This is a genomic window from Kangiella sp. (assembly GCF_048265365.1).
Classification (GTDB): Bacteria; Pseudomonadota; Gammaproteobacteria; order Enterobacterales; family Kangiellaceae; genus Kangiella.
On record NZ_JBLXBT010000010.1, the window covers coordinates 1 to 20,024 of the forward strand.

The window sequence follows — 20,024 nt, forward strand, 5'->3', positions numbered from 1 at the left end:
TATTTGAGCAAGCCAAGCTTTTAATTGATTAAGCAAGAATTACTTAGTCAAGGCCCTACAAATTTGAGATGAAAAAAAAGACGCCTAATTAGACGTCTTTTTTTTATAATGGCGGTGAGCAAGTCCGCCATAATAGATTCCAACAAAGTTTAATATAGTATATTAAACCATTATATATCATACACTTAGATAAAACCCTTTTCCAATAGCATCCAGCCAGATATACTAAAATCTCACTTCTATTGATGTACTAGTTGATGTACAAGGAAATTCAATGCCAAAAATTGTAAAAGAGTTAACTGCCCTAGCTGTCTCTAAGATAAAAATAGACGGTCGTCATGCTGTTGGTGGTGTCAGTGGTTTATCTTTAAAGGTTGCTGGCAACTCCAGAAGCTGGGTGTTCAACATGCTCATGGGAACCAGGATCGACAAAGAAGGTAAAGAGGTTCCTAACCGACTTTTTCTTGGCTTGGGTAGTTACCCTGAAGTGACCCTTGCTGAAGCGAGAGATAAAGCCAGAGAGCTTCGTAGTGAAATCAAAGCGGGTATCAACCCTATTGAAGCTAAGCAAGAAAAAAAAGCTGAAGCTATTCGAGAGCAAGGTAAAAACACCACTTTCATTGAGTGCGCTCAGTTAGTGTTAAGCATGAAGGAAAAGGAACTTAAGAATATAAAGCACATTGCTCAATGGCGTTCTAGCTTAGAAAGATACGCCTTCCCTATTATTGGACATCTTCCCGTTAATCAAATCAATAAGACTCACATACTTGAAGTGCTTCAACCGATCTGGCTTGAAAAGAATGAAACAGCTAGCCGTCTACGTGGGCGTATTGAAACGATCTTGGATTATGCTAAGGCAAAAGAATTTAGAGAAGGTGATAATCCAGCCGGTTGGAAAGGTATGCTCAAACCGCTGCTACCAGAACCAAGCAAGATCCAGAAGCGCAAGCATCACGCTGCCCTCCCTTATGCTGAAATTGCTGATTTCATGAAAGAACTATACAAGCGCCCCGGCCTTTCAGCCAGAGCGCTTGAGTTTTCAATTCTAACCGTTGCACGTTCTGGTGAAGTACGTGGTGCTACATGGGATGAAATCGATTTTGATAACAAGGTATGGATTGTTCCAGCAGAACGCATGAAAGCGCGTAAAGAACATCGAGTGCCGCTTTCAAGTGGTGCGCTTAAGATACTTGAAGAGCTCCCTAGGGTTGCTGGTGGCAATTTAGTCTTCCCAGGCCAACGAGGTAAGCAGATGTCAGATATGACGCTTACAGCCGTCCTCAAGCGCATGGATCGCAAAGATTTAACTCAACATGGTTTTCGCTCTACTTTTAGGGACTGGGCTGGAGAAACCACCAGCTTTCCTAGAGAAGTCATTGAACACGCACTTGCTCATAAACTGAAAGACCAGGCAGAAGCAGCTTATCAGCGTGGTGATTTGCTACAGAAAAGAAGACTACTAATGGAAGATTGGTTTAAAGAAACGATGTAAAAATTAACGGTTAACCACGAACAGTTTTAGCTTTTTTCGGCCATACCCTGTTGTTTTTTTGATAGCTTCACGAGCAACTTTATCGAAAAACTGGAACTTTCCACCTGAGACTCTATAAATTGCTCAACAAATACCCCAGGTGGTAATCAACGCCCTTCTAGCTCCTCCATCCCCTAAACAAGCTTCCATGCTTGTTTAGGGGTCTTGATATAGACAGATAATTTGCACATATCGACTTTTATCCAACTATCTCTGGATATTACTAGCAGCTTTGTCGTAGCTTGAGAATGTAGGGTCTAACACAAAATTAACGGACCTCTTTAATGATCAATCATGAATAGCCTCGACAAGTATTATTGCTGGCTGCTGAAACAATGGAGAGTTATGACCATCATAAGCATGCAATACCTTCCTTAGTTCATCATTTTCAATATGTATGGGCGAACATCATACTCAGAGCTAAAATGCTTGATCTTGATACGCGCCATCTCTGTTTACCCTGCGCCGGGCGAACCAGTCATAAAAACAGATACGGGACTATCCCCCTGTATATTCCCGTCTACAAGAAACTTTGCTAAGCACATCTTTAATTTTTTAGCTTCAATTATCGCTAAACTTGTTATCTCGGCGTCATTCATCATAGAAGAATCACCTACCCATTGTTGTGTTTATTGACGTTGTAGACGATGGAACTCGTACCGATGGTATTCTAAATAGGTTTGATGATTTTCTGTAATCCACCTCAGTTTGTTAGGGAGGTTAATCCCCAACTTAACTTTAGTATCTTCTGTTAATTTGGACGAGCATTTTAAAACACCATCACCATCGAACGTAATCAGAAACCGATCAAATAGAGCATCGAGATTTGCGGTCAGCAAAAATCCGTTGAAGACATCCAAACGCTCGCTGTCGTTAGCACATTCAGACCAAGGCTTAGCGTGGCTTGCTCTAAGCACATCAGTTAAACTGACCCCAGTAACGGCACATTTGCCTCCCCAATACTCAAGCAATGCCTTCCGGTAATTACTTTGTCCGACTCGCTGCTTGATGAGTCGCTCGACCTCAGTACCTCGTTCGTTATGTGGGAGCTTGTCTATCTCGGCGTCGACCTCTTCCTCGTATGTTGATAGCATATTGTTCGGTAGCACATACGCAAGCTTAGATGCCGCTTTAAGTAAGAGGACCAATTCAGTCTCATTACCAGCAATGAAATCATTATCTCGTATAAAGTTTGGATAAGCCCGTTTCATTTCAGAGAGTAGAGACTCCGTATGAGATGAGGAAAATGCAACTCGATAATCAGCGCCTTGCTCTGTAATGGTCGCTTTGGCTGGGTGCCGTGAGGATGCTAGTTCCAAGCCTGAATGGGTACTAGAAGCTTGATATTCAAACCCCGATTGGTACCCTGCTTTTTCTATAATCGCTCTTTTTAAGACATTCATAAATCTACTTTCCTCCTCAAACTAGAGCGGTCTAATTTTACGTTATTCCATTCGATCATCCGGCCTCGCCAATGCCCATCAATGGACTGGGTGAAGTCGGCTCGAACCAGCTTAGCGCGTTGGTCGCACCATTGGTCGCTTTGTTTGCGAATGATCAGGCCTTCCGGTGGGCCAGCACGATAGCGGCTTTGAGCGTTACTCAGCAGTTGCTTCAGATTTTTGAGGCTGTTTTTCCTGTGAATACAGCGGGTACAGTCGCCAATTCAGTTGCTGCGACAGTTGGTTGCGTCGTTCGTTACTGAAAAATTGCTGTTGGCAGCGGTCGTACACATCAAACACCACAAACCAATCTGGCAAGTGACTATTAGCCTGACACCACTCACCCAGCTGTACTTAGCAAGGTAAGTGGTTATTTTACTTGAGGTATTAGCTATAACAGCAAAGAAAGAACTTTCCCGTCCAGTAACTTCATCACGGAAAAATTTTTACTCAGTTGCAACTTCATGGGATAACTGCTCCAACAAAAATTTCACTTCTGGCGAAGATACACTATCTATAAATGCGGTTAGTTCACTCAGGTGTTCATCCAATAGGTGCATACGACCAGACCACAACGCAATCAGAAACTCTAGCGCTGCTTCACCTTGCTCGTTGTCCCAATTCCGAATTACGGAGAGGCATACATCCGTCATTTGCCGACTAAATACATGATCCAATCGGTAGTCCAACTCAACGGGGTGGGCAGCTCTCAATATTGAAGCCTGAATTATCCCGTCATTAAAACGGTCAAAATTCGCGGGACTAATCAAGGTTGTATGGTAAGCCGTCGAAAGACCTCCATTCTCACTCTTCACCCGTAAGTCATGCAGAACACTTTGAATGGTCCAATAAACATCAGCTTGTGAAGTTTTCTCTAATCGAGCTCCATCGAAATCAAGATCGGACCAAAAAGCAAAAGTTCTGCGTAACTTTAACGGGCTATTTTCTGCGTTAGGCAAAAACAAGTCATCGGAGCTCAAAGAATCATCAAGAAGTTTTTGGCGTCTTTGATTTAGCAAATCAGGCAGCAAATCATCAGAGTCTCCAAGAGGATCATCCTCCCCTAAAGGGTGTAGCATTTCACGTTCCCAGTCCCAAGCAGTTTTACTATATTCCTTTATTCTAGGAAGAGGGCAATCATTTAGAATAACTAATTCATGTCCACCTTGTTTCAAATCTTTCTCGAACTGCGATTTCGCATCGCTTCCCGGAAGCTTGGAGAACCCGACAAAATACACAATAGTCGATGATTGATTGATGCCGCGGAGCTTCCGGGCCACGGCAAGTAGACTTCGTCCCGAAGTAATAGCGCTAGCAATTACCAATACAGAGCCAAAGCCTGAAACATCAGCCTCCGTAAAAGTCCTTGCAGAGAGAAACTTGATTTCTGAATAATCTCCAATAAATTTAAGAACCGAATTTTTAAGAGCTTCTGATCCCTCATCGTCAAGCGTAATTACTATTTTAAGATCTCTTGAAATATGCTTTTTGGCAAGTTTTTCCAGCCTGTCCAAAAAGTCCTTTCCCATGCCTTCAATAGCAACCTTAGCATCTACATAAAAATGTTCTTTATAACTATCCAAACTGGAGCTGCTTCGATTCCAATGCAGTACGCCGGTAGCCGCAAATTGCTTGAAGAATTTCTCTCTATTAGATGAAAAATCGAGCTTTCTGACTACTAGCGATTCATGTTTTGGATTTTCAGGAAGAAATTGATCACCTGTGATACGAATTGGTTTGGAACCACGTTTACAAAACTCGCATTCAGAAAACTTTGTAGACACAATACCACCAGTAATAGCGCCCGACACATCAAATATCCCCTCATGATCACCAGGGAGATTTGTAAAAAACAAAGTGACCACCTGATTATTGGTGAAATTCGTTATATCAAGTATTTTCTTTGACAAAGAACCGCTAGTAGTAGCCGATATCATGATCAAGCTTGAGCTATCTTCAACAAAGTCGTAGGACTGATTCAGAGCAGCATATGACTCAAAGCTTTCGATTGCAGGTACACCACACTCAAATTTTGAATACAGCCTTACAGCGGTGCTAACCAAGAAGGCGATAGACGAGGTATCAACATAAATCCTCTTTAAATCCCGATTCAAATAAGGGAGTAGCGATACTGCAAGAAAGGTTACTTCGGAACTTGAAACCAACAGATTAGAAGCTCTGATGAATTTGTCACAATGAGCACCAGAAGGTTTTACAAAATGGTAGGCTGTATTAGATACAATCAATCCGCTATGCTTTTTAAACAACTTCAACATGCCAGCCTGAAGAATTGCAGCCCTCAAATCATCAGTGACTATTTTCTTGTCGCAATAATTGAGCCTTCCTTCGAAAGTACTAAACATACACCTAAGACGATTACTAATATTATCTCCCACTAAAGATTCAAACTCTTGAGAGAAACCTTGATCTGCAGCACAGAATTTAAGAGAGTATTCATAACCTTCTGACGAAATCAGGTAGACATGTTTCGGGTTAAGATTTTCAGAGACATCTCGCTTCAATACTCTCGATATTGTATCAAGACCAACTTTGGACTCGGTGAATATAACAAGGCTCTTGCGATATTTTTCATTGGGCTCAAAAAAACGGAAGGAAAAACAATTATTCACAGTTTTTCCTCCAGAGGAATTAAAAGAGTAATTGAAACCCCACAACATGCAGACATTTCTGTAAGAGATTCGCTAGCGGCTAGCCCACTGACCCAATCATAGAAATCACAATTATCATTCAAATGGTAGGGGGAGCTTATAAAATTGCGATACAGAGATAGGCGATCGCTTCGAATTCGTATAAAGCCACCTAGTTTGGTAAGTCTATCCATTACAACTGGCAATCCATTACCCTTATTTTCTTTTTGAGTTGATGTTTGACGGAATTGAAAGCACTGTTGAAATATTTGATATTGATCATCAATTGATAAATCAAAGTGATTCATAGAGGAGTTCTGATCCGCTAGCCAGCGTCCACAATACCCCAGTCCTGAATCGACAATACCTATCTCAACAAACCGTTTTTTATTATTGGATCCGGCGGTAGCAGATTCTACATATTGATGCAAAAATGGCTGACTCTCTGTGATGTTACTACTTCCGTCCGTGCTTAAATTTACGGCATTCGTATAAATCACCCTCATACCCGGCCTAAACCAATTATTTCTAGCATGGCCTCTAGTGCCATGTTCATGAGTATTCAGAAACAGCTCGAAGAAAATACGGCCAATACAATCTAATGTGTCGCCTGAAAGCGGCTTTGTTCCCGCCACGACACTCATAGATTTATCAATCATTGACTTGATTACAACCCCTATCTGTTCTGGATGACGGGGTTCGAAGTTCCCACCAGGACTTTGAATATAGAAATTTCTATCAAATCCTTTAGAACTGTGATCTACAAAAGCGAACCAACACAATCCACCGCGTTGTTGTCCAAATGGACTTTTCTCTTGGTTATCAATTGTCTCTTTTGCTCGCAGATTAATCTGCGGGCGTAAATCAGTTTCTGGATCGCTGTCTATGGCAATTGCAGTTGAACACATCGCAACGGAGAACTTATGTGGTCGCTCGTTGATATCCGCAACAACATCTCTAGCAGTGCTTGATCTTAGCAATACAGCTCTGTTTTTACGGCCTCGCATCCAGGTATTAGCAGCTTGAATGGCTGATGCAAGTCCGCCAAAAGCCAATGCCGATGTGTCTACCGGTAACTGTAAGACCTCTTCTGGCTTATCACCTAAATTTGAAATTAATTGCTCACATGCTTCTATAGAAATTTTTTTAGGAAAATCCATCAGTTCAGCTCTCCTGCTTCTAGTTTATCCCAGGCTTCCAGCACCAGACGCTGGGTGCGGTATTCGCCGTACAGGCCCATTTCCTTGTTTTTTAACACCCGGAACGTTTCGGATGGGCAGTCTTCGCCCATCACATCAGCTGGGTCGAGGATATAGCGCAGCTCGTCGCGGGTGAGGCCGTAGAGTTTGGCGTAGTAGGCATCCAGTTCGGCACGCAGAATGGCGCGGCGTTCAGGATCAAAAGGAAATGGGTCGCCGACATAGCCTAAATCTTGAGCCCAGCATTTGAGCTCATGAGAGGTAAAAGAAAGCTCTAAAACCTTGGATGCAATGAATTTCAAATCCGAATCGCTATAAGAATTCGGAGCAAGTACAGGAAATTGCATGTAATAACCATACGTCATATTCGTCCCGCCCAATTTTTGTCTTACTATAAAGTCAAAAACTAGCGCTGACATATTCCCTAAAAATGCAGCGGATTGAAGCGGCGCCTTAGATGTAAACCACAGTGGCATTGAATGCCCTACAGCAACCTTAGGCATCACTGTAGATATAAAACTTCTTTCATCTGTACTCCGAGCAATGTTTCGCCATCCCATAAGCCAACCATAGTCCCACTTCCAAACGACTTCTCCAGATTTATTGCGCTTGATCAGGCGTTCATCCACTTCATCCTCATTCATCCAGTACCTTGGAGTAACGACATAACTGGCATCGGCTTTTCCTTCGATACTGACATCACGAGCGCTGTCACCCTCATAGGTAGCCCAGCGATGGTCGAACTGGTGAATCATCTTGGCTTCGTACAGAGGCACACGTCCAACACCCGGTTCGTCTTTGAACAGGTGACTGTCATTGGACATATGCATCATCGCCATAAAACTGATGCCCCACGGGTTGCCGTTTTCCTGAGTTTCGTTGGTCAGAACGGGCGCAGCGCGGTAGAGCTTTTTGGTCAGTTCTGCATCTTTTTGGCTGCGGAATACCGGGCAAGTCAGGGTGTTGGGGTTGATCAGGCGGAACTCTTCCGGGGTCAGGGTAAAGCGGCGGCTGTCGTCGGCCAGCTGATGCGGCTGAGTCAGGAAGAATGCAAACTCGGCTTCTTCGGCCTGACCAATGGTTAGCAGGCAGAACTTATAACTGCGATGCACGCCGGGGAAAATGGCATCACGGTTTTCAAAGTCGTACAGGCTGGCCATTCGCCCGGACTGGGAGATATGACCAAAAAAGGCTTTGGTGGAATCGTCGGTGGCAATGCCGGTCGGCACAATAAACCCGGAGCGGCCCGATGCTGAGGTGATCTGCAAAATCGTTTCACTGAACAGCGCATAAGTATTGACGTCACCAACACCAGTCAGCGCGTAGCGCCCACCTTCGTCACCATTGACGTGCATAAAGGCACTGGCCGCTTCGGCGGTGCGTTTGGCGGTCACGAACTCGTTGTACACGCGCACTTCGGCCATACATTCATGTTCCGGATGCGGGATTTCCGGGTGCAGGTGTTTGGCCAGCATACCTTCGCTGAGCCACTGAATCCGCTGCGCCCGTTCGGCCTTGTTACGAGCCTCTTTGATAAAGGTACTGCGGGTAGCAAAGAACTCTTCTTCTTGCAGTTTGATGCGCTCCCACGGCGGATTGCCGAGTACGCAGTCAAAACCGCCCTGGGCAAAGACTTGCGGATAGGCCAATGGCCAGTGGAATACGCTGGCGTCGGCACAGGCCAGCATCGCCTGCTGGCGAACACTCAGGTGTTGTTCGTTGTGTTGGTCGTTTACCAGCTCCAGATACAGATTGGCCGTGGTAGGAATCTGTGCCTCGGTGGCTTCGGTTTTGTCCATCAAAAACGCGCCCAGCAGCATGTCAGCGGCGTGGCGTAGCGGGCTGTGGCGGGCGCTGTCGAGGAAGGCCAGATAAGCTGCTTCCTGTTTGGCAATCTGTTTGGTGGTGCGCTGCGGCATGGCCTCGATGGCTTGCAGCTCGGTCAGCTGGCTGGCTTGCTCCAGCGGCAGTTTGAACTGCGGGCTTTTGCGGTCTTTCTGCAATTGCTTCAGGGCCGCAGTATTGGCCTTGCCCAGCGCCGTGCAAACCGGTTTTTCATCGCCCGTCAGCGCCTTAAAGGCCGCTTTGGGGATGCCGTATTCAAGCGCCCCCAAGTCGGTCAGGCCCAGCAGGGCATCACCGCATTGCAGGTGGTGATCAAGGAACGACAACGGCTGGCCGGTGTCACCGCTGTTGTCGAAGCCTTCCAGCCACAAGGCCATACGTGCCAGCTCCAGCGCCATGGGGTTACGGTCGACACCAAAAATACAGTTGGCAATCACATCGTGCAGCGCCTGGCGGTAATCGGCGGGCTTAACGGCACCGTCTTCCGTGCGCAGTTGTGCCAGCTCTTGCGCCAGTCGACGTGCGGCTGACAGCAAAAAGTGGCCACTGCCACAGGACGGGTCAATCACGCGAATACTGAGCAGCGCCTGCGTCGGGTTACTCGGGTTATCTTGCAGTTTCTGACGAATGACTGGCTCCAGCGCCGATTTGATCAGCTCCTGTACCAGTGAATCCGGGGTGTAATAACTGCCGGTTTTTTTGCGATCACTGCCCAAAGTGTTAATCAACTCGAAAGTTTTTTGGTGTGGGTCTGGCCGCGGGTCAAATTCCAGCAGGCTTTCGTACACGCTACCCAGTTCTTCCGGGCCCATGTTGCGGTAGTCGATCGGCACCGGGGAGCCTTTGTGTATGGCCCAACGCAACTGGCGCATGGCGCTTAACAGGTGCAGGTTGCTGAGACTGGCGGCATCCAGCTGTTCGCATTGGGTTTTGCTGAACAAGCCACCCAACGCCGGTAAGGCCAACAGCGGCTGGCCATCGGCCAATCCGGCAAACACGATGCGCAACGACTGCCACTGGTCATCAAAGCGATTCAGGTTACGCCGTTGCAGGCAGGCTTCACGCAGGCGCGCCAGTGCGTAGCCCTGCGAGTAGGCACGGCGAGCTTGCTGGTCGGCTTTGGCGTTGGCTTTACCGGCTGCTGGTTGCGGGTGCAGCAGCCCCCGCTCTTCAACGGTAAACAAAAAGATCAGTCGATAAATCAGGCGCAATAACTGCTGAAAATAGTCATTCTTGCTGAGTTGGCCGTTTTCCAACTGTTGGCGCAGTTTCTGGTTGGCCGGATGCTGAATAAAGCCCTCACCCAGGGTTAACAGCGCTTGCTCTACTCCATCGCGCAGGCCATCGCGAACGCGGGTGCCTTCGTTTTTGCCTTGCTCACGCCAGGCTTCCCAAATGCATGATTCTGGTGCGCCCGTCTGGTTAGCACGACTGCCGTGCAGCAAGCGCCAGAGGGTGGCAAATTCGGCAAATCGTTGACCTTGCAGAATGTCTTCCAGATCAAACTCCAGAAAACTCGGTCGGGTCAGGCTAGCCGCATCGCGCAGCAACCGTAGCTGTTTACCATTAGAGACCAGCGCCCACAGGTACTCGTCGCTGGCATTCAGCAGTTCTTGCGCCAGCTGAAAGGCTGATTTTTTGCGACTGCCACTACCGGTAATGGAAAAGGCTTCAAGGCTGTCATCGAGCTTGCTGTCAAACGGTGCCACAACCACAGGAATATGCCCAGCCATGAGGCCGATCGGATAGCCGCGCTCGTTCACTGTGATGGGTTCAACGGCTTCAAGCTGTGTGTAACCCAGTGCATCACGTAGAAACTCTGCCACAAAGGTTTGAGTAGCGCTAGACGCATTGAGATCGGTACGTTGCAGCTGCGGAGTAAATTGCTTCCACTGGGCGCTGGCAATCTGAAAGGCACGGCTGTATTCATCTTTGAGCTTCAATCCCTTGGGAATCTGGTAATCAGTTTCGGCCTGATATTCGGCTTGACCTAATGCTGCATTTTCCAGCTGATCGGGAAGAAACAGTCCGCCTTCCAGAGTAATGCTGGGCAAATTGAATGCGCTTTTGATCTGACGTTTTACTTTTTTCATGGGGTATCCTTACAGCGCATCCGGCAACAATACATAAACACCGATCAGGTCGACCGGCAAACACGGGGTAACACTGTATTGGCCGACATCACGAGCGGCCTCTCGTACCCGACGGTGGTCGGCCAACAGAGCATCGGCACGTTCACTAGCTAGGCTTTCCAGTTTGTTCTGATGTTCGTTCATAAATGCCAAGGCGTGGTTGATCTCGCGGGTCATGGCTTCTTTGGACAAGTTGCCGGAAGGGATACGTTCCAGCAGTTGATTCACTTCGTGACCGACGATCCATTCTGGATTGTTACGCCCTTTCACTGCCACAGCCAAAGTCTCTTCGGCCATCAGCTGGAAAGGTTCTCGACGGCGCACATATTCCAATTGGTGACGCACACGCAGCAGATAGACAGTGGTGACAACGTCAACGCTGTCGGTTTCGGCTGCAGCACAACGAGCGGCAATGCGGCTATCGCCTTGCAGGCTTTCTTCCAGCAGGTGATCAGCCAGAATACTGACCAGCGGGTGGCTGCGGTGCAGTTCGTTAAAGTCGATCAGCAGTGGTTTGTCGATACCGTCATCTTCAAGCCGCTGTCGCAGGTTTTGTGGGGTATTGGCAGGCAAGAAGCGATAACGCTCGCCGCGAGTCTCTTCTAGTGGGGCATTCAAACGTGCAGCGGCGGTTTTAACAAAGCGCAGGACGTCTTGGTGTGTACCAAGCGACTCTTGCTGCTTTTGCCACTCTGGCAACACTTCATCAGGTTTTAGGGAACGCTGGGCAAACACGGTGCGGTTGGCTTTGGCTTTCTCCAGTGCGTCTTGCCACTGGCTTTGCACCGGTGCCAGCAGCTCTTCTGCATCGGCAAACATATCCAATGTGTGCGGTGCTGCGACACTGCTGCGTTTCATCAGGGCGGCCTTGACCAGTGCCTGATTGATGCGACTGTCGTCTTCCGGCATTGGTACTAATACGCCCAGTTCTTTCTGGATTGCGTCGGCCTTGCGCAGAATTACATTCAGTACAAAACCATCGACCGGGTTGTCCTGACCGTAGAGCATGGTACAGCGCACTTCACTGGCTTGCTGGCCAAAACGGTCGACGCGGCCTTCTCGCTGCTCGTGGCGGGTCGGGTTCCAGGCCAGGTCGTAATGCACAACAGCGGTGAACAGATGCTGCAGGTTGATACCTTCCGACAAGCAGTCAGTGGCCACCAGAATACGTTGCTGGCCCTCTTCCATGTCCTCAACCTTGAGGCGGCGTTCTTCCGGGGTCAGTTCACCGGTAACGGATTCCACCAGCACATTTTTGAAGTGCTTGCGCAAATGCTCGGCAACATAATGAGCGGTGGCGATATAACGACAGAAGATCACCGGGTGGAAACCATCTGCAATCAGACCTTTCAGATGCTGAATCAGCGCTGATAGCTTGGGGTCGCCTTTTTTTCCGCTAAGCCGTTCAGCTTCGTCGATCAGGGCTTGCAGCGACTGGTTTTGCAACTGGGCCGGTGGCTCAATATCGGATGCCATCAGGTCATCGGCTTCACCATCGTGCAGACGTTCATCAATCAGCAGATCGACATCGGTTTCAACGCCTTCAAGACGATTGCTCAACGCTTTGACCGCCGCAGCCGGTGACGAGGCGACACAGCGCAACAGTGCCAGGGTGGCGTACCAGATCAGTCGTGCGCTGCTCTCACCTTGCTGCTCGACACTTTCGGCCAGCTCGACGCAGTATTCCTGTACCGAATCAAAAAACGCGCCCCAGTCACCACTGAGCTTGTAGGTGACGTCGGACTTCATACGGCGTGGGAATCCGGTGCCATCGCCGGTTTCGGCTTGCCATTCGCTGATGTCTTTTCGGCGGCGCTGTACAAAGTGGCGAGCCAGTTCCTGACGCAACGGATGACTGGCCGAGGTGTGATTTTGCAACTCGGCAAACTTTGGATTCAGCAGTGAAATTAAGTTATAAAACGCGCCTTCATCACCGGAATGCGGGGTGGCCGTCAGCATGATCAGGTGACGTTCGTCATTCGCGGCCAGACGTTGTAATAACTCAAAGCGCAATTGTTTACCAACACCAGACGTTGCACAGGTATGGGCTTCATCGACGATCACACATTCTGGTGCAATCGATAGGAAATGCTCACGGTGACGTTCGCTTTTGATGTAATCGAGGCTAACGACAATCACCGGGAAGTGATCCATCAGATTTACACCATGGGGCACTTCACGTTCAACACGGCTGGCGGTTGCCGAGGTCAACGCCACAGCGTGCAGGTTAAAGCGAACTTCAAGCTCGGACTGCCATTGCTCGACCAGATGCGGCGGGCATAAAACGGCCAGTTTTGAAATTTCGCCCCGATCCATCAGTTCACGGACTATCAAACCCGCCTCAATGGTTTTACCTATACCAACGTCATCGGCAATCAACAGACGTACCGTGCTTAAACGTAGTGCCATCAGCAGAGGTACCAGCTGATAGGCACGTGGTTCAACGGCGATGTTGCCAAAGGATCGGAACGGTCCTCCACCTGTGCGAAGCTTCAAGCGTAGAGCGTCGCGCAACAGCAAACCACCTGAGTGGCTGCCGGGTGTTTCCGCATCTGGCCAAGGAAAGGTCGCGGATGTTACCGGTTGCAGTTCCAAATCCGGAATCAGGGAAATGATGTCATCGTCAGCGCCCCCAAGTGGTCGCAGGCGTAACCAGCCAGGGGTGGAGTCGCTCTGTACAACCCATTCACGGCCGCGAGCAAGAACCAGATTACCCGGTATGTAGTTATGTTCTTGTGTCATTATTCAGCATTCCCGACCATGCCGAATACATGGCTGTGGTCATTAAATATTGTGTTCCATTGAGTTGGGTCCGATGCATCGATACATGCCCAGCCCTTATCGGTTAATGTGCTTATGATGTCTTCTGAAACAATATCAGTAAAGACTAGTGTTCGCGTGCCTTTGTACTGTGCGATTGCTGTTGCTTCGCCGCCAGATACCGCAACAAATGTGGCAGAAGGTTGATTCAATCCTTGCTTGGCAATCTCATTAAGAAAATCACTGGCAATATCTCCACTGCTGGCTCCCGCTACGGAGGAGCCTGGTGTTGCAACTGCCTCTAGCTGAACACTCGAATTTGCCAAGGCAACCAGCAATTCCAGTGCCTCCGAATTGCGGCGATTGATATTCTCGTGATCTGGCTGGTTGAAGTAAGACAATAGACATTGGTAACAACCCGCTTCACATAGAGCATTACCCAGGTCGTCTTTTTTCTCGGTCGCCACCAGTGTTGAGGCATCCCACTGTTCGTTTTCAGGTTTCTGGAAATGCATGATTTCCAGCGCCTTGTTAGCGACAATCGCCAAACTTTCTGGCTCGGATGCCAAGCGAGTTAAAACACCAGCCCCGCCTTCCGCCGCTTCGTAAAACAACAGCGACTTACGGTCATCAAGCTTTGGTAGTGGTTCGGCCACCAGCTCTGATTCTTCGATCTGGAAGGTCATTTCTACGCCGCGCTTAAGCGCCGCTTGTACCGTGGCCATAGCTTCTTTGCTGGGAGTTACTAATGGCGCAAGGATCAGCAGGTTACGGTGATCCTCAACAAAAGGCACGATTCTTTGACTGGCGACTTTATCCATCGCACCTTCTTCTTTTACACCGTCATCGCTGTCGTTGGGGTCGTCCTGTTTACTCCATAGCCCGGTGATTGGATTGATGTAGAAACCGAGCTGGTTTTTATCTTTGCGACGACGCCAGCCGCGATTGATACGCCAGATGCGAGCAGCTGGTGCATAGGTCAGTTCTGCCAACGGCCCACCATAGATGCTGACAATGGCTTTCTCTTTCTGAATTTTTGCGTCCGGCCCTGGCAAGAAACGGTAGGTTGTTTGAAGCTCAAAACCCTGACGCTGACGATCCTCGTCGTTGATGGAGATTCGTTCTACTGGCTGAGTTTCAACGGTTTCAATACGATAGAGCTCTTTAACCCAGTCTTCTTCACCCAGCAGCGCATCACAGTTTTCACAACGCTCAACCAGAGGCTCGCCTTCGCCCGGCTGACCCAAATGACCATAGCCACATTGGCTGCATATCCGAGATGTAATCGTCGCCAGCGAGCTGTTACCTGAAATGTGGTCGCTGTTGCCGACATTAAGTTTGGCACGCACAACTCGGTACATACGACCCTGATGATAAATCAGGCTGCGGGGGCCGAATTCAGACAAAGCTAAAAAGCGCGGGCGGCTCACCATACTGCCCTCATCATCTTTGCCCGACTGGCCACCACGAGCGGGAATCCATGCCATCAGCGGCAAACGTGGGAAGTTGTATCCTGGAAGGAACCCCTGGCTGGCTAAATAACGGTAGGTATAAAAATCAGAATTCTGAGTATTCGATGTTTTCTGAAGCTGGTTGTATTGGTTAGAGGCATCAACCCAGCGACGCCGGGCGTTTGCTCGTTCCATATCGGTGGAAGTATGGCTTTTGGTAATGGATTCGGCCATTTCCATTTGCTTGAGGGTTGCCTCAACCAGTGCACGCCAACGGTCTAAAGCCTTAGAGAAAATTTCTGGAGCTTTGCTAATTACCGAATCGATGTAGTCCGGCGTAAACCATTTGCTGGTATTCAAATCCCCTTCAAGCTGTTTGATTACACCTTCTGCGGAGACTCGTGCTTTGGCAATGACGGCAGGGTCAGATAACCGGGTTTTCAACGCATCTAGCAACGGCATGCCGTCAGACTCAGGTTCAACTAAAGGTCTTATACTACTATCCAATTCAACTTCTGCGGCCGCCAACCATACTGCTTGCAGATGGCTTTCTATTAGCTCGCGGTTTCCAAGATCCAGTGTTGGCGCTTTCACAATGCCGTGTACCATTTCGTTGGCATTATGAAAGAACCACTGATCATGCGGGCTCAAGGAAGCGCAATAAGTAATCACCAATGCTTGCTGGCCAGAACGACCAGCACGGCCACTACGTTGAGCATAGTTTGCCGGAGTTGGCGGTACGTTACGTAGATAAACCGTATTCAGTGACGAAATATCAACACCCAACTCCATAGTCGGAGAGCAGAACATCACGGGCAAACGCTCCAGCGGCGTCTCATGACCCGGCTCACCCAACCAATCTTTCTGATCTTTATCTGTAAAGCGGAAACGCTGTTCCAGCAACTGACGCCGTCCGGCATCAACCTGCGCAGTATGTTCTTGTGCTTCGAAATAGAAGAGAGGATGATTTGGCTTTTTCAGCAACTCTGCCAAATTGAGATAAAGCTGACGGAAGTACTCGTTTGCCCGACTAGCGTCTACTGCTGGTTCATCCGTCAGATGCCAATCGAGTGCCGATGCATTAAGGCGATAGCCCGCCAACCCCTTCTCGATGTTGTGTTTTTGCACGTAGCCATACATCACTGAGACTTCGAGTAAAGCGGTGACGATATCGACCCATTCGTCATCTTTCCAACCAGAGACTTGCCCTGAAAAAGCAGTTGATTTCCAAAACTCAGCTGTTTTGATGATTTTGATGATACGTGAGCGCGCACCCGCAGAAATAAGGTCTGCTCTTGGTTTGCCACGATATTCCGGACGTTTAGACAGAATCAGGTAGCGAGAAGTTTCGAGTTTTTCATCAGAAGCAAAAGCCCAGCGCTCATTCAAATAGTTGAAGGCACTGCTCTTTGCTTTGTCTTGTTCAACGGGGTCAAGGTAACGACTTTCTAAACACAAAGCTCGACGCATTTCATCAAAAAGCACCCTACAAAGACTTGCTCGATTGTGGGCATTCAGTTTGGCAAGAACAGAATTTTTGGTGTCTTTGAATAGCTGTTCTTCCTGGCAGAAATCAACTAAGGACTTGTAATCCATCCTCAGCAGTGCGAGCTGATCCAGATTTGGATTATTGAAGCGCCAACCTCTGCGAAGATCACGCAGCAAGCGATAACCAATGATGTATCGTAATGTCCGCTGGGCTTCTTGACGTGCCAGTCCCATCAATTTTGGCGTTCGCAGGTATTCAGCCAAGGTCGCTTCATCAACCTTATTGAAACCCAGTGCTTTAAACACTTCCTCTGATAAGTGTTCTTCGTCCAATACTTTGTAATTGGACTGGAGCGCACCGATCAAGCCAGCTCGAAGCGTAAGCAAAAAGATAAAGTCATTGAAGTGACCAGCTTGCAGAGCTGCGTCCTGACGGTTATCCGTAAAACCTAGCAGTTTTCTAGGATCGGGAGCTCCTTCTGGGAGTTCTTTCATGGAGAACAGCTGACGCAATGCCGACAGGGCCAAGACTGTGGTAGCCGAAGATCGGCCTTCACCGGACAAACTCGCAAGACGGTTAATATCTTTACCGTGAGCCTCATGCAGCTGACTACAGCTTAAGCAGAACCGGAATTTACCAGGAATATACCAGTATTTCTGTCCACGACCTTCAAGACCATCGGCAGAAATGGAAAATTCAATGGGGCGGGCATTTTTGTAACTTGATTTCAGCTTTGGCTCGGCTTTGGAAAAATCGATCCAGCTTTCAGGGAGCTCTTCTAACTTCCCATTGTAGTCCAGTTGCTCATGAGTCGGGCACAAAAAACCGAAGTTCATCTCTTCGTTATCAGCTGTCGTTATCTCTCCAATTTCCCGAGGATCGAATCGAATCTGGCCGTAGGAAGTTTTCCATACAGGGTGATATTCTTGACCACAGTCACGGCAGAAGTGGGTTGAATAAAGCTGAACCATTTGTTCCTGTTTACCAGGAGCAAAGCGCTGGGCATCAAGGGTAACTGTTCGTCGCTGAGGCGATTCTAGTGTTGACAGAACCTTACCAGGGCCACTGATAAACTGATGAAGCTTAAATGCAAAAGGAGCGCGCCCTTGCGGCGTGCGAATATCATGTGCAGCTATCAGAAACTTCTGCAAAGCCTTAGATGCCGCTTCTGCTGATACACCGGCGTGATCAGCCAGCAACTCAGTGGCTGCTGCGAGCGTTTTGGGTTGAGCACGCTTAGGTGGTTCATCGGCAGGGATTTCAATACCCAGATTCAGTTCGACCCAAATCGCCAATGGGGAATCATGGAACTCATCAAAACCCTTCCAACTAAATTCTTCCTTGGTAACTTCAGCTTTCAAAAGATGCTTTATCGCGTCGACATCTTTGGATTGCGTAGTAACCCTCTCAAGTGTTTCACCTATTACATCATGCTCAGTGATTTTGACCCCAAACAGCTTACTCGATACTTCCGCTACAACTCGATTGCGGTCTGCCTGATTACCTGTACTGGACATAGTTGCTGAGGTACCGATACAAGTCATTTCAAAGGCGGACAGGCGCTCTCTAAGTCGACGAACCAGAACGGCGACGTCTGCACCTTGACGGCCACGGTAAGTGTGCAATTCATCCAGAATAAGAAACTCTAGTCCCTGACAGTTCTGAACGACCCGGCGATCCACTTCTTCATATCGCGTTAGAATGAGCTCTAACATCATGAAGTTGGTTAATAGAATATCTGGCGGGTTATTTGCGATACGTTCTCGCTCTGCCCTACTTTCTTGACCAGTATAACGCGCAACTGTAAATGGGGGCTCACCCTCAGGAAAGCCTTCTAAAAACTTATTCAGTTCTTCAAGTTGGCTATTCGCTAGGGCATTCATGGGGTAGATTACAATTGCCCGAGTTCGCGGCACTGGGTCAAGATCCTTGCCCTTTAGAATCGCATCTACTACCGGTATAAAAAAAGACAATGATTTTCCAGAACCAGTGCCAGTAGTAACTACAAAGCTCTGTTTTTGCTGACCTTTCGCCAAAGCTTCAATCTGATGCTTGTATAAAAAAAGAGGATCCGAACGCCCTTCCGTCTTTCCAGTACGGAAAATATCAGAGCACAATGGGTGCAATTCTCCACTTGCCGCCAGATCTTGCACGGTACCTTGGCGCCTGTAGTTGGGGTTTATTTGTATTAGAGGCTCAGGCCAATATCTGCCATCGGCATATTCACGTTCGACTAATTGCTTTATGTCAGGTGCTGCAATTTTCACAAAACTGCGGGAGAAAGTGCTGTAGTCATCTACCAGCTCATCCCTAAAACTGAAAACGTTTTCCATACATCGCCGCCCTTTTTACTGTTATTTTGGTATATATATTCATGCCATTCTACCAAAAAGACTATTCAGAAAAATACATATACTTAATCAACAATGACTGAGCTCTACTCTCCCCTACACCTCTTCCCATCTAATCCACAACTCTAGGGCCTAACTGAATAGGCTTAGAAAACTCACCTTTTGCCATATAAGCGTAGGTAGATGATCTAGAAAGACCTGTCGTGTTGATGGCCTCTTCTAATCGCATTGCCAACTTTCATGTGCTAGCCCAATTAAATTTCGTTAGCGGTACAGTTAAGTGTATAACCACAATTTTTATCTGCATTTTTTCTATATGTCGAACAACTCCAAAATTGACCGTACTTACCATTTCTTAGCTTCATCTCACTGCCACAACACTTGCAGAGCGGGCGAATCTCACCACACTCTTCGTTAATACATTCCTGAAAGCCGGGCTTAGTTGTACTGCTCATCGGGCTGCCACAGTGGCTACAAGGGGTTTCTTTGTGTTTACAACGAGGATAGAAAGAACAAGACAAGAACTTACCGTAGCGACTAACGCGCTCTTTCAATATTCCTGTTTTACAGCTGCTACAAGAAATCTGTTCAAACAGTTTCTGTACAACCGATGCATCAAATTCATCGGTATCTATAAAGTATTTGTTCTTTATGAGTTCGACAACAAAATCACTGACATCTGTCATATCAGCTAATAGATACGCTCTATGTTTTGCTCTGGTTAATGCGACATAAAAAAGACGTCTCTCTTCAGCAAACTCGTAATCATCATCTTTAGGTAAGAGTGCGTCCACCAGCGGAGGGGTTGCTTTTTGAGACGGGAAGCCGTGCTTACCCGTTGTTAATCCCGTAATGATTACATAGTCAGCTTCTTTACCCTTAGAGGCATGGAATGACTGACAAGTAATTTGTAATGATGGATATTGTCTATTAATTTCTTGAAGCAGCTGGTAATCAGGCATTTGATGCCAAAACCTAGCTAGTAGATACACCTTATTCTGAGCTGGTTTACCTGAGATATGAACACAAGCCAAAACAGCATTAAGCGCTTTTTCTAGGGGAGATACACCTTGTTCATTTCTGCCTTGTCTGAGTATCGATACAGCAGGCTTATTAACCTTAATCAAGGACTGAATGTCTTTTTTGATTTGTACTGGATTTCTGGTGACAAATTGC

Annotated in this window: 10 protein-coding genes; 1 reads left to right on the forward strand and 9 read right to left on the reverse strand. The window is 47.7% G+C overall.

The features are described from left to right. Window positions 1–274: 274 nt before the first annotated feature. A complete protein-coding gene (locus ACN0VI_RS14535) occupies window positions 275–1,492 on the forward strand; it encodes a tyrosine-type recombinase/integrase (protein WP_417447294.1) in 1,218 nt (405 codons plus the stop codon). 668 nt (window positions 1,493–2,160) lie between these two features. Here the strand turns inward: ACN0VI_RS14535 and ACN0VI_RS14540 are convergent. From ACN0VI_RS14540 to ACN0VI_RS14580, 9 genes are all read right to left on the reverse strand, one after another. Further along, window positions 2,161–2,934, reverse strand: a complete 774-nt coding sequence (locus ACN0VI_RS14540; RefSeq protein WP_417447295.1) for an HNH endonuclease — start codon at window positions 2,932–2,934, stop codon at window positions 2,161–2,163. 195 nt (window positions 2,935–3,129) lie between these two features. Then, window positions 3,130–3,276 carry a hypothetical protein gene (locus ACN0VI_RS14545; RefSeq protein WP_417447303.1) on the reverse strand — a complete coding sequence of 49 codons (147 nt, stop codon included), beginning with the start codon at window positions 3,274–3,276 and terminating at the stop codon, window positions 3,130–3,132. A 143-nt stretch (window positions 3,277–3,419) separates the two neighbouring features. Then, complete coding sequence (locus ACN0VI_RS14550) at window positions 3,420–5,603, reverse strand: hypothetical protein (RefSeq protein WP_417447296.1); 2,184 nt, start codon at window positions 5,601–5,603, stop codon at window positions 3,420–3,422. Beyond that, window positions 5,600–6,781: a hypothetical protein gene (locus ACN0VI_RS14555; protein WP_417447297.1), complete on the reverse strand. Its 1,182-nt coding sequence runs from the start codon at window positions 6,779–6,781 to the stop codon at window positions 5,600–5,602. The genes ACN0VI_RS14550 and ACN0VI_RS14555 overlap by 4 nt, the downstream gene beginning before the upstream one ends. After that, window positions 6,781–10,758: an Eco57I restriction-modification methylase domain-containing protein gene (locus ACN0VI_RS14560; RefSeq protein ID WP_417447298.1), complete on the reverse strand. Its 3,978-nt coding sequence runs from the start codon at window positions 10,756–10,758 to the stop codon at window positions 6,781–6,783. Before ACN0VI_RS14560 ends, ACN0VI_RS14555 begins: the two co-directional genes overlap by 1 nt. A gap of 9 nt (window positions 10,759–10,767) precedes the next feature. After that, complete coding sequence (locus ACN0VI_RS14565; RefSeq protein ID WP_417447299.1) at window positions 10,768–13,539, reverse strand: helicase-related protein; 2,772 nt, start codon at window positions 13,537–13,539, stop codon at window positions 10,768–10,770. Beyond that, window positions 13,539–18,830: a DEAD/DEAH box helicase gene (locus ACN0VI_RS14570; RefSeq protein WP_417447300.1), complete on the reverse strand. Its 5,292-nt coding sequence runs from the start codon at window positions 18,828–18,830 to the stop codon at window positions 13,539–13,541. The genes ACN0VI_RS14565 and ACN0VI_RS14570 overlap by 1 nt, the downstream gene beginning before the upstream one ends. A gap of 130 nt (window positions 18,831–18,960) precedes the next feature. Beyond that, a complete protein-coding gene (locus tag ACN0VI_RS14575) occupies window positions 18,961–19,077 on the reverse strand; it encodes an AlpA family phage regulatory protein (protein WP_417447301.1) in 117 nt (38 codons plus the stop codon). A 25-nt stretch (window positions 19,078–19,102) separates the two neighbouring features. After that, the coding region (locus tag ACN0VI_RS14580) for a 3'-5' exonuclease (protein WP_417447302.1) at window positions 19,103–20,024 on the reverse strand (922 nt) is incomplete at its 5' end.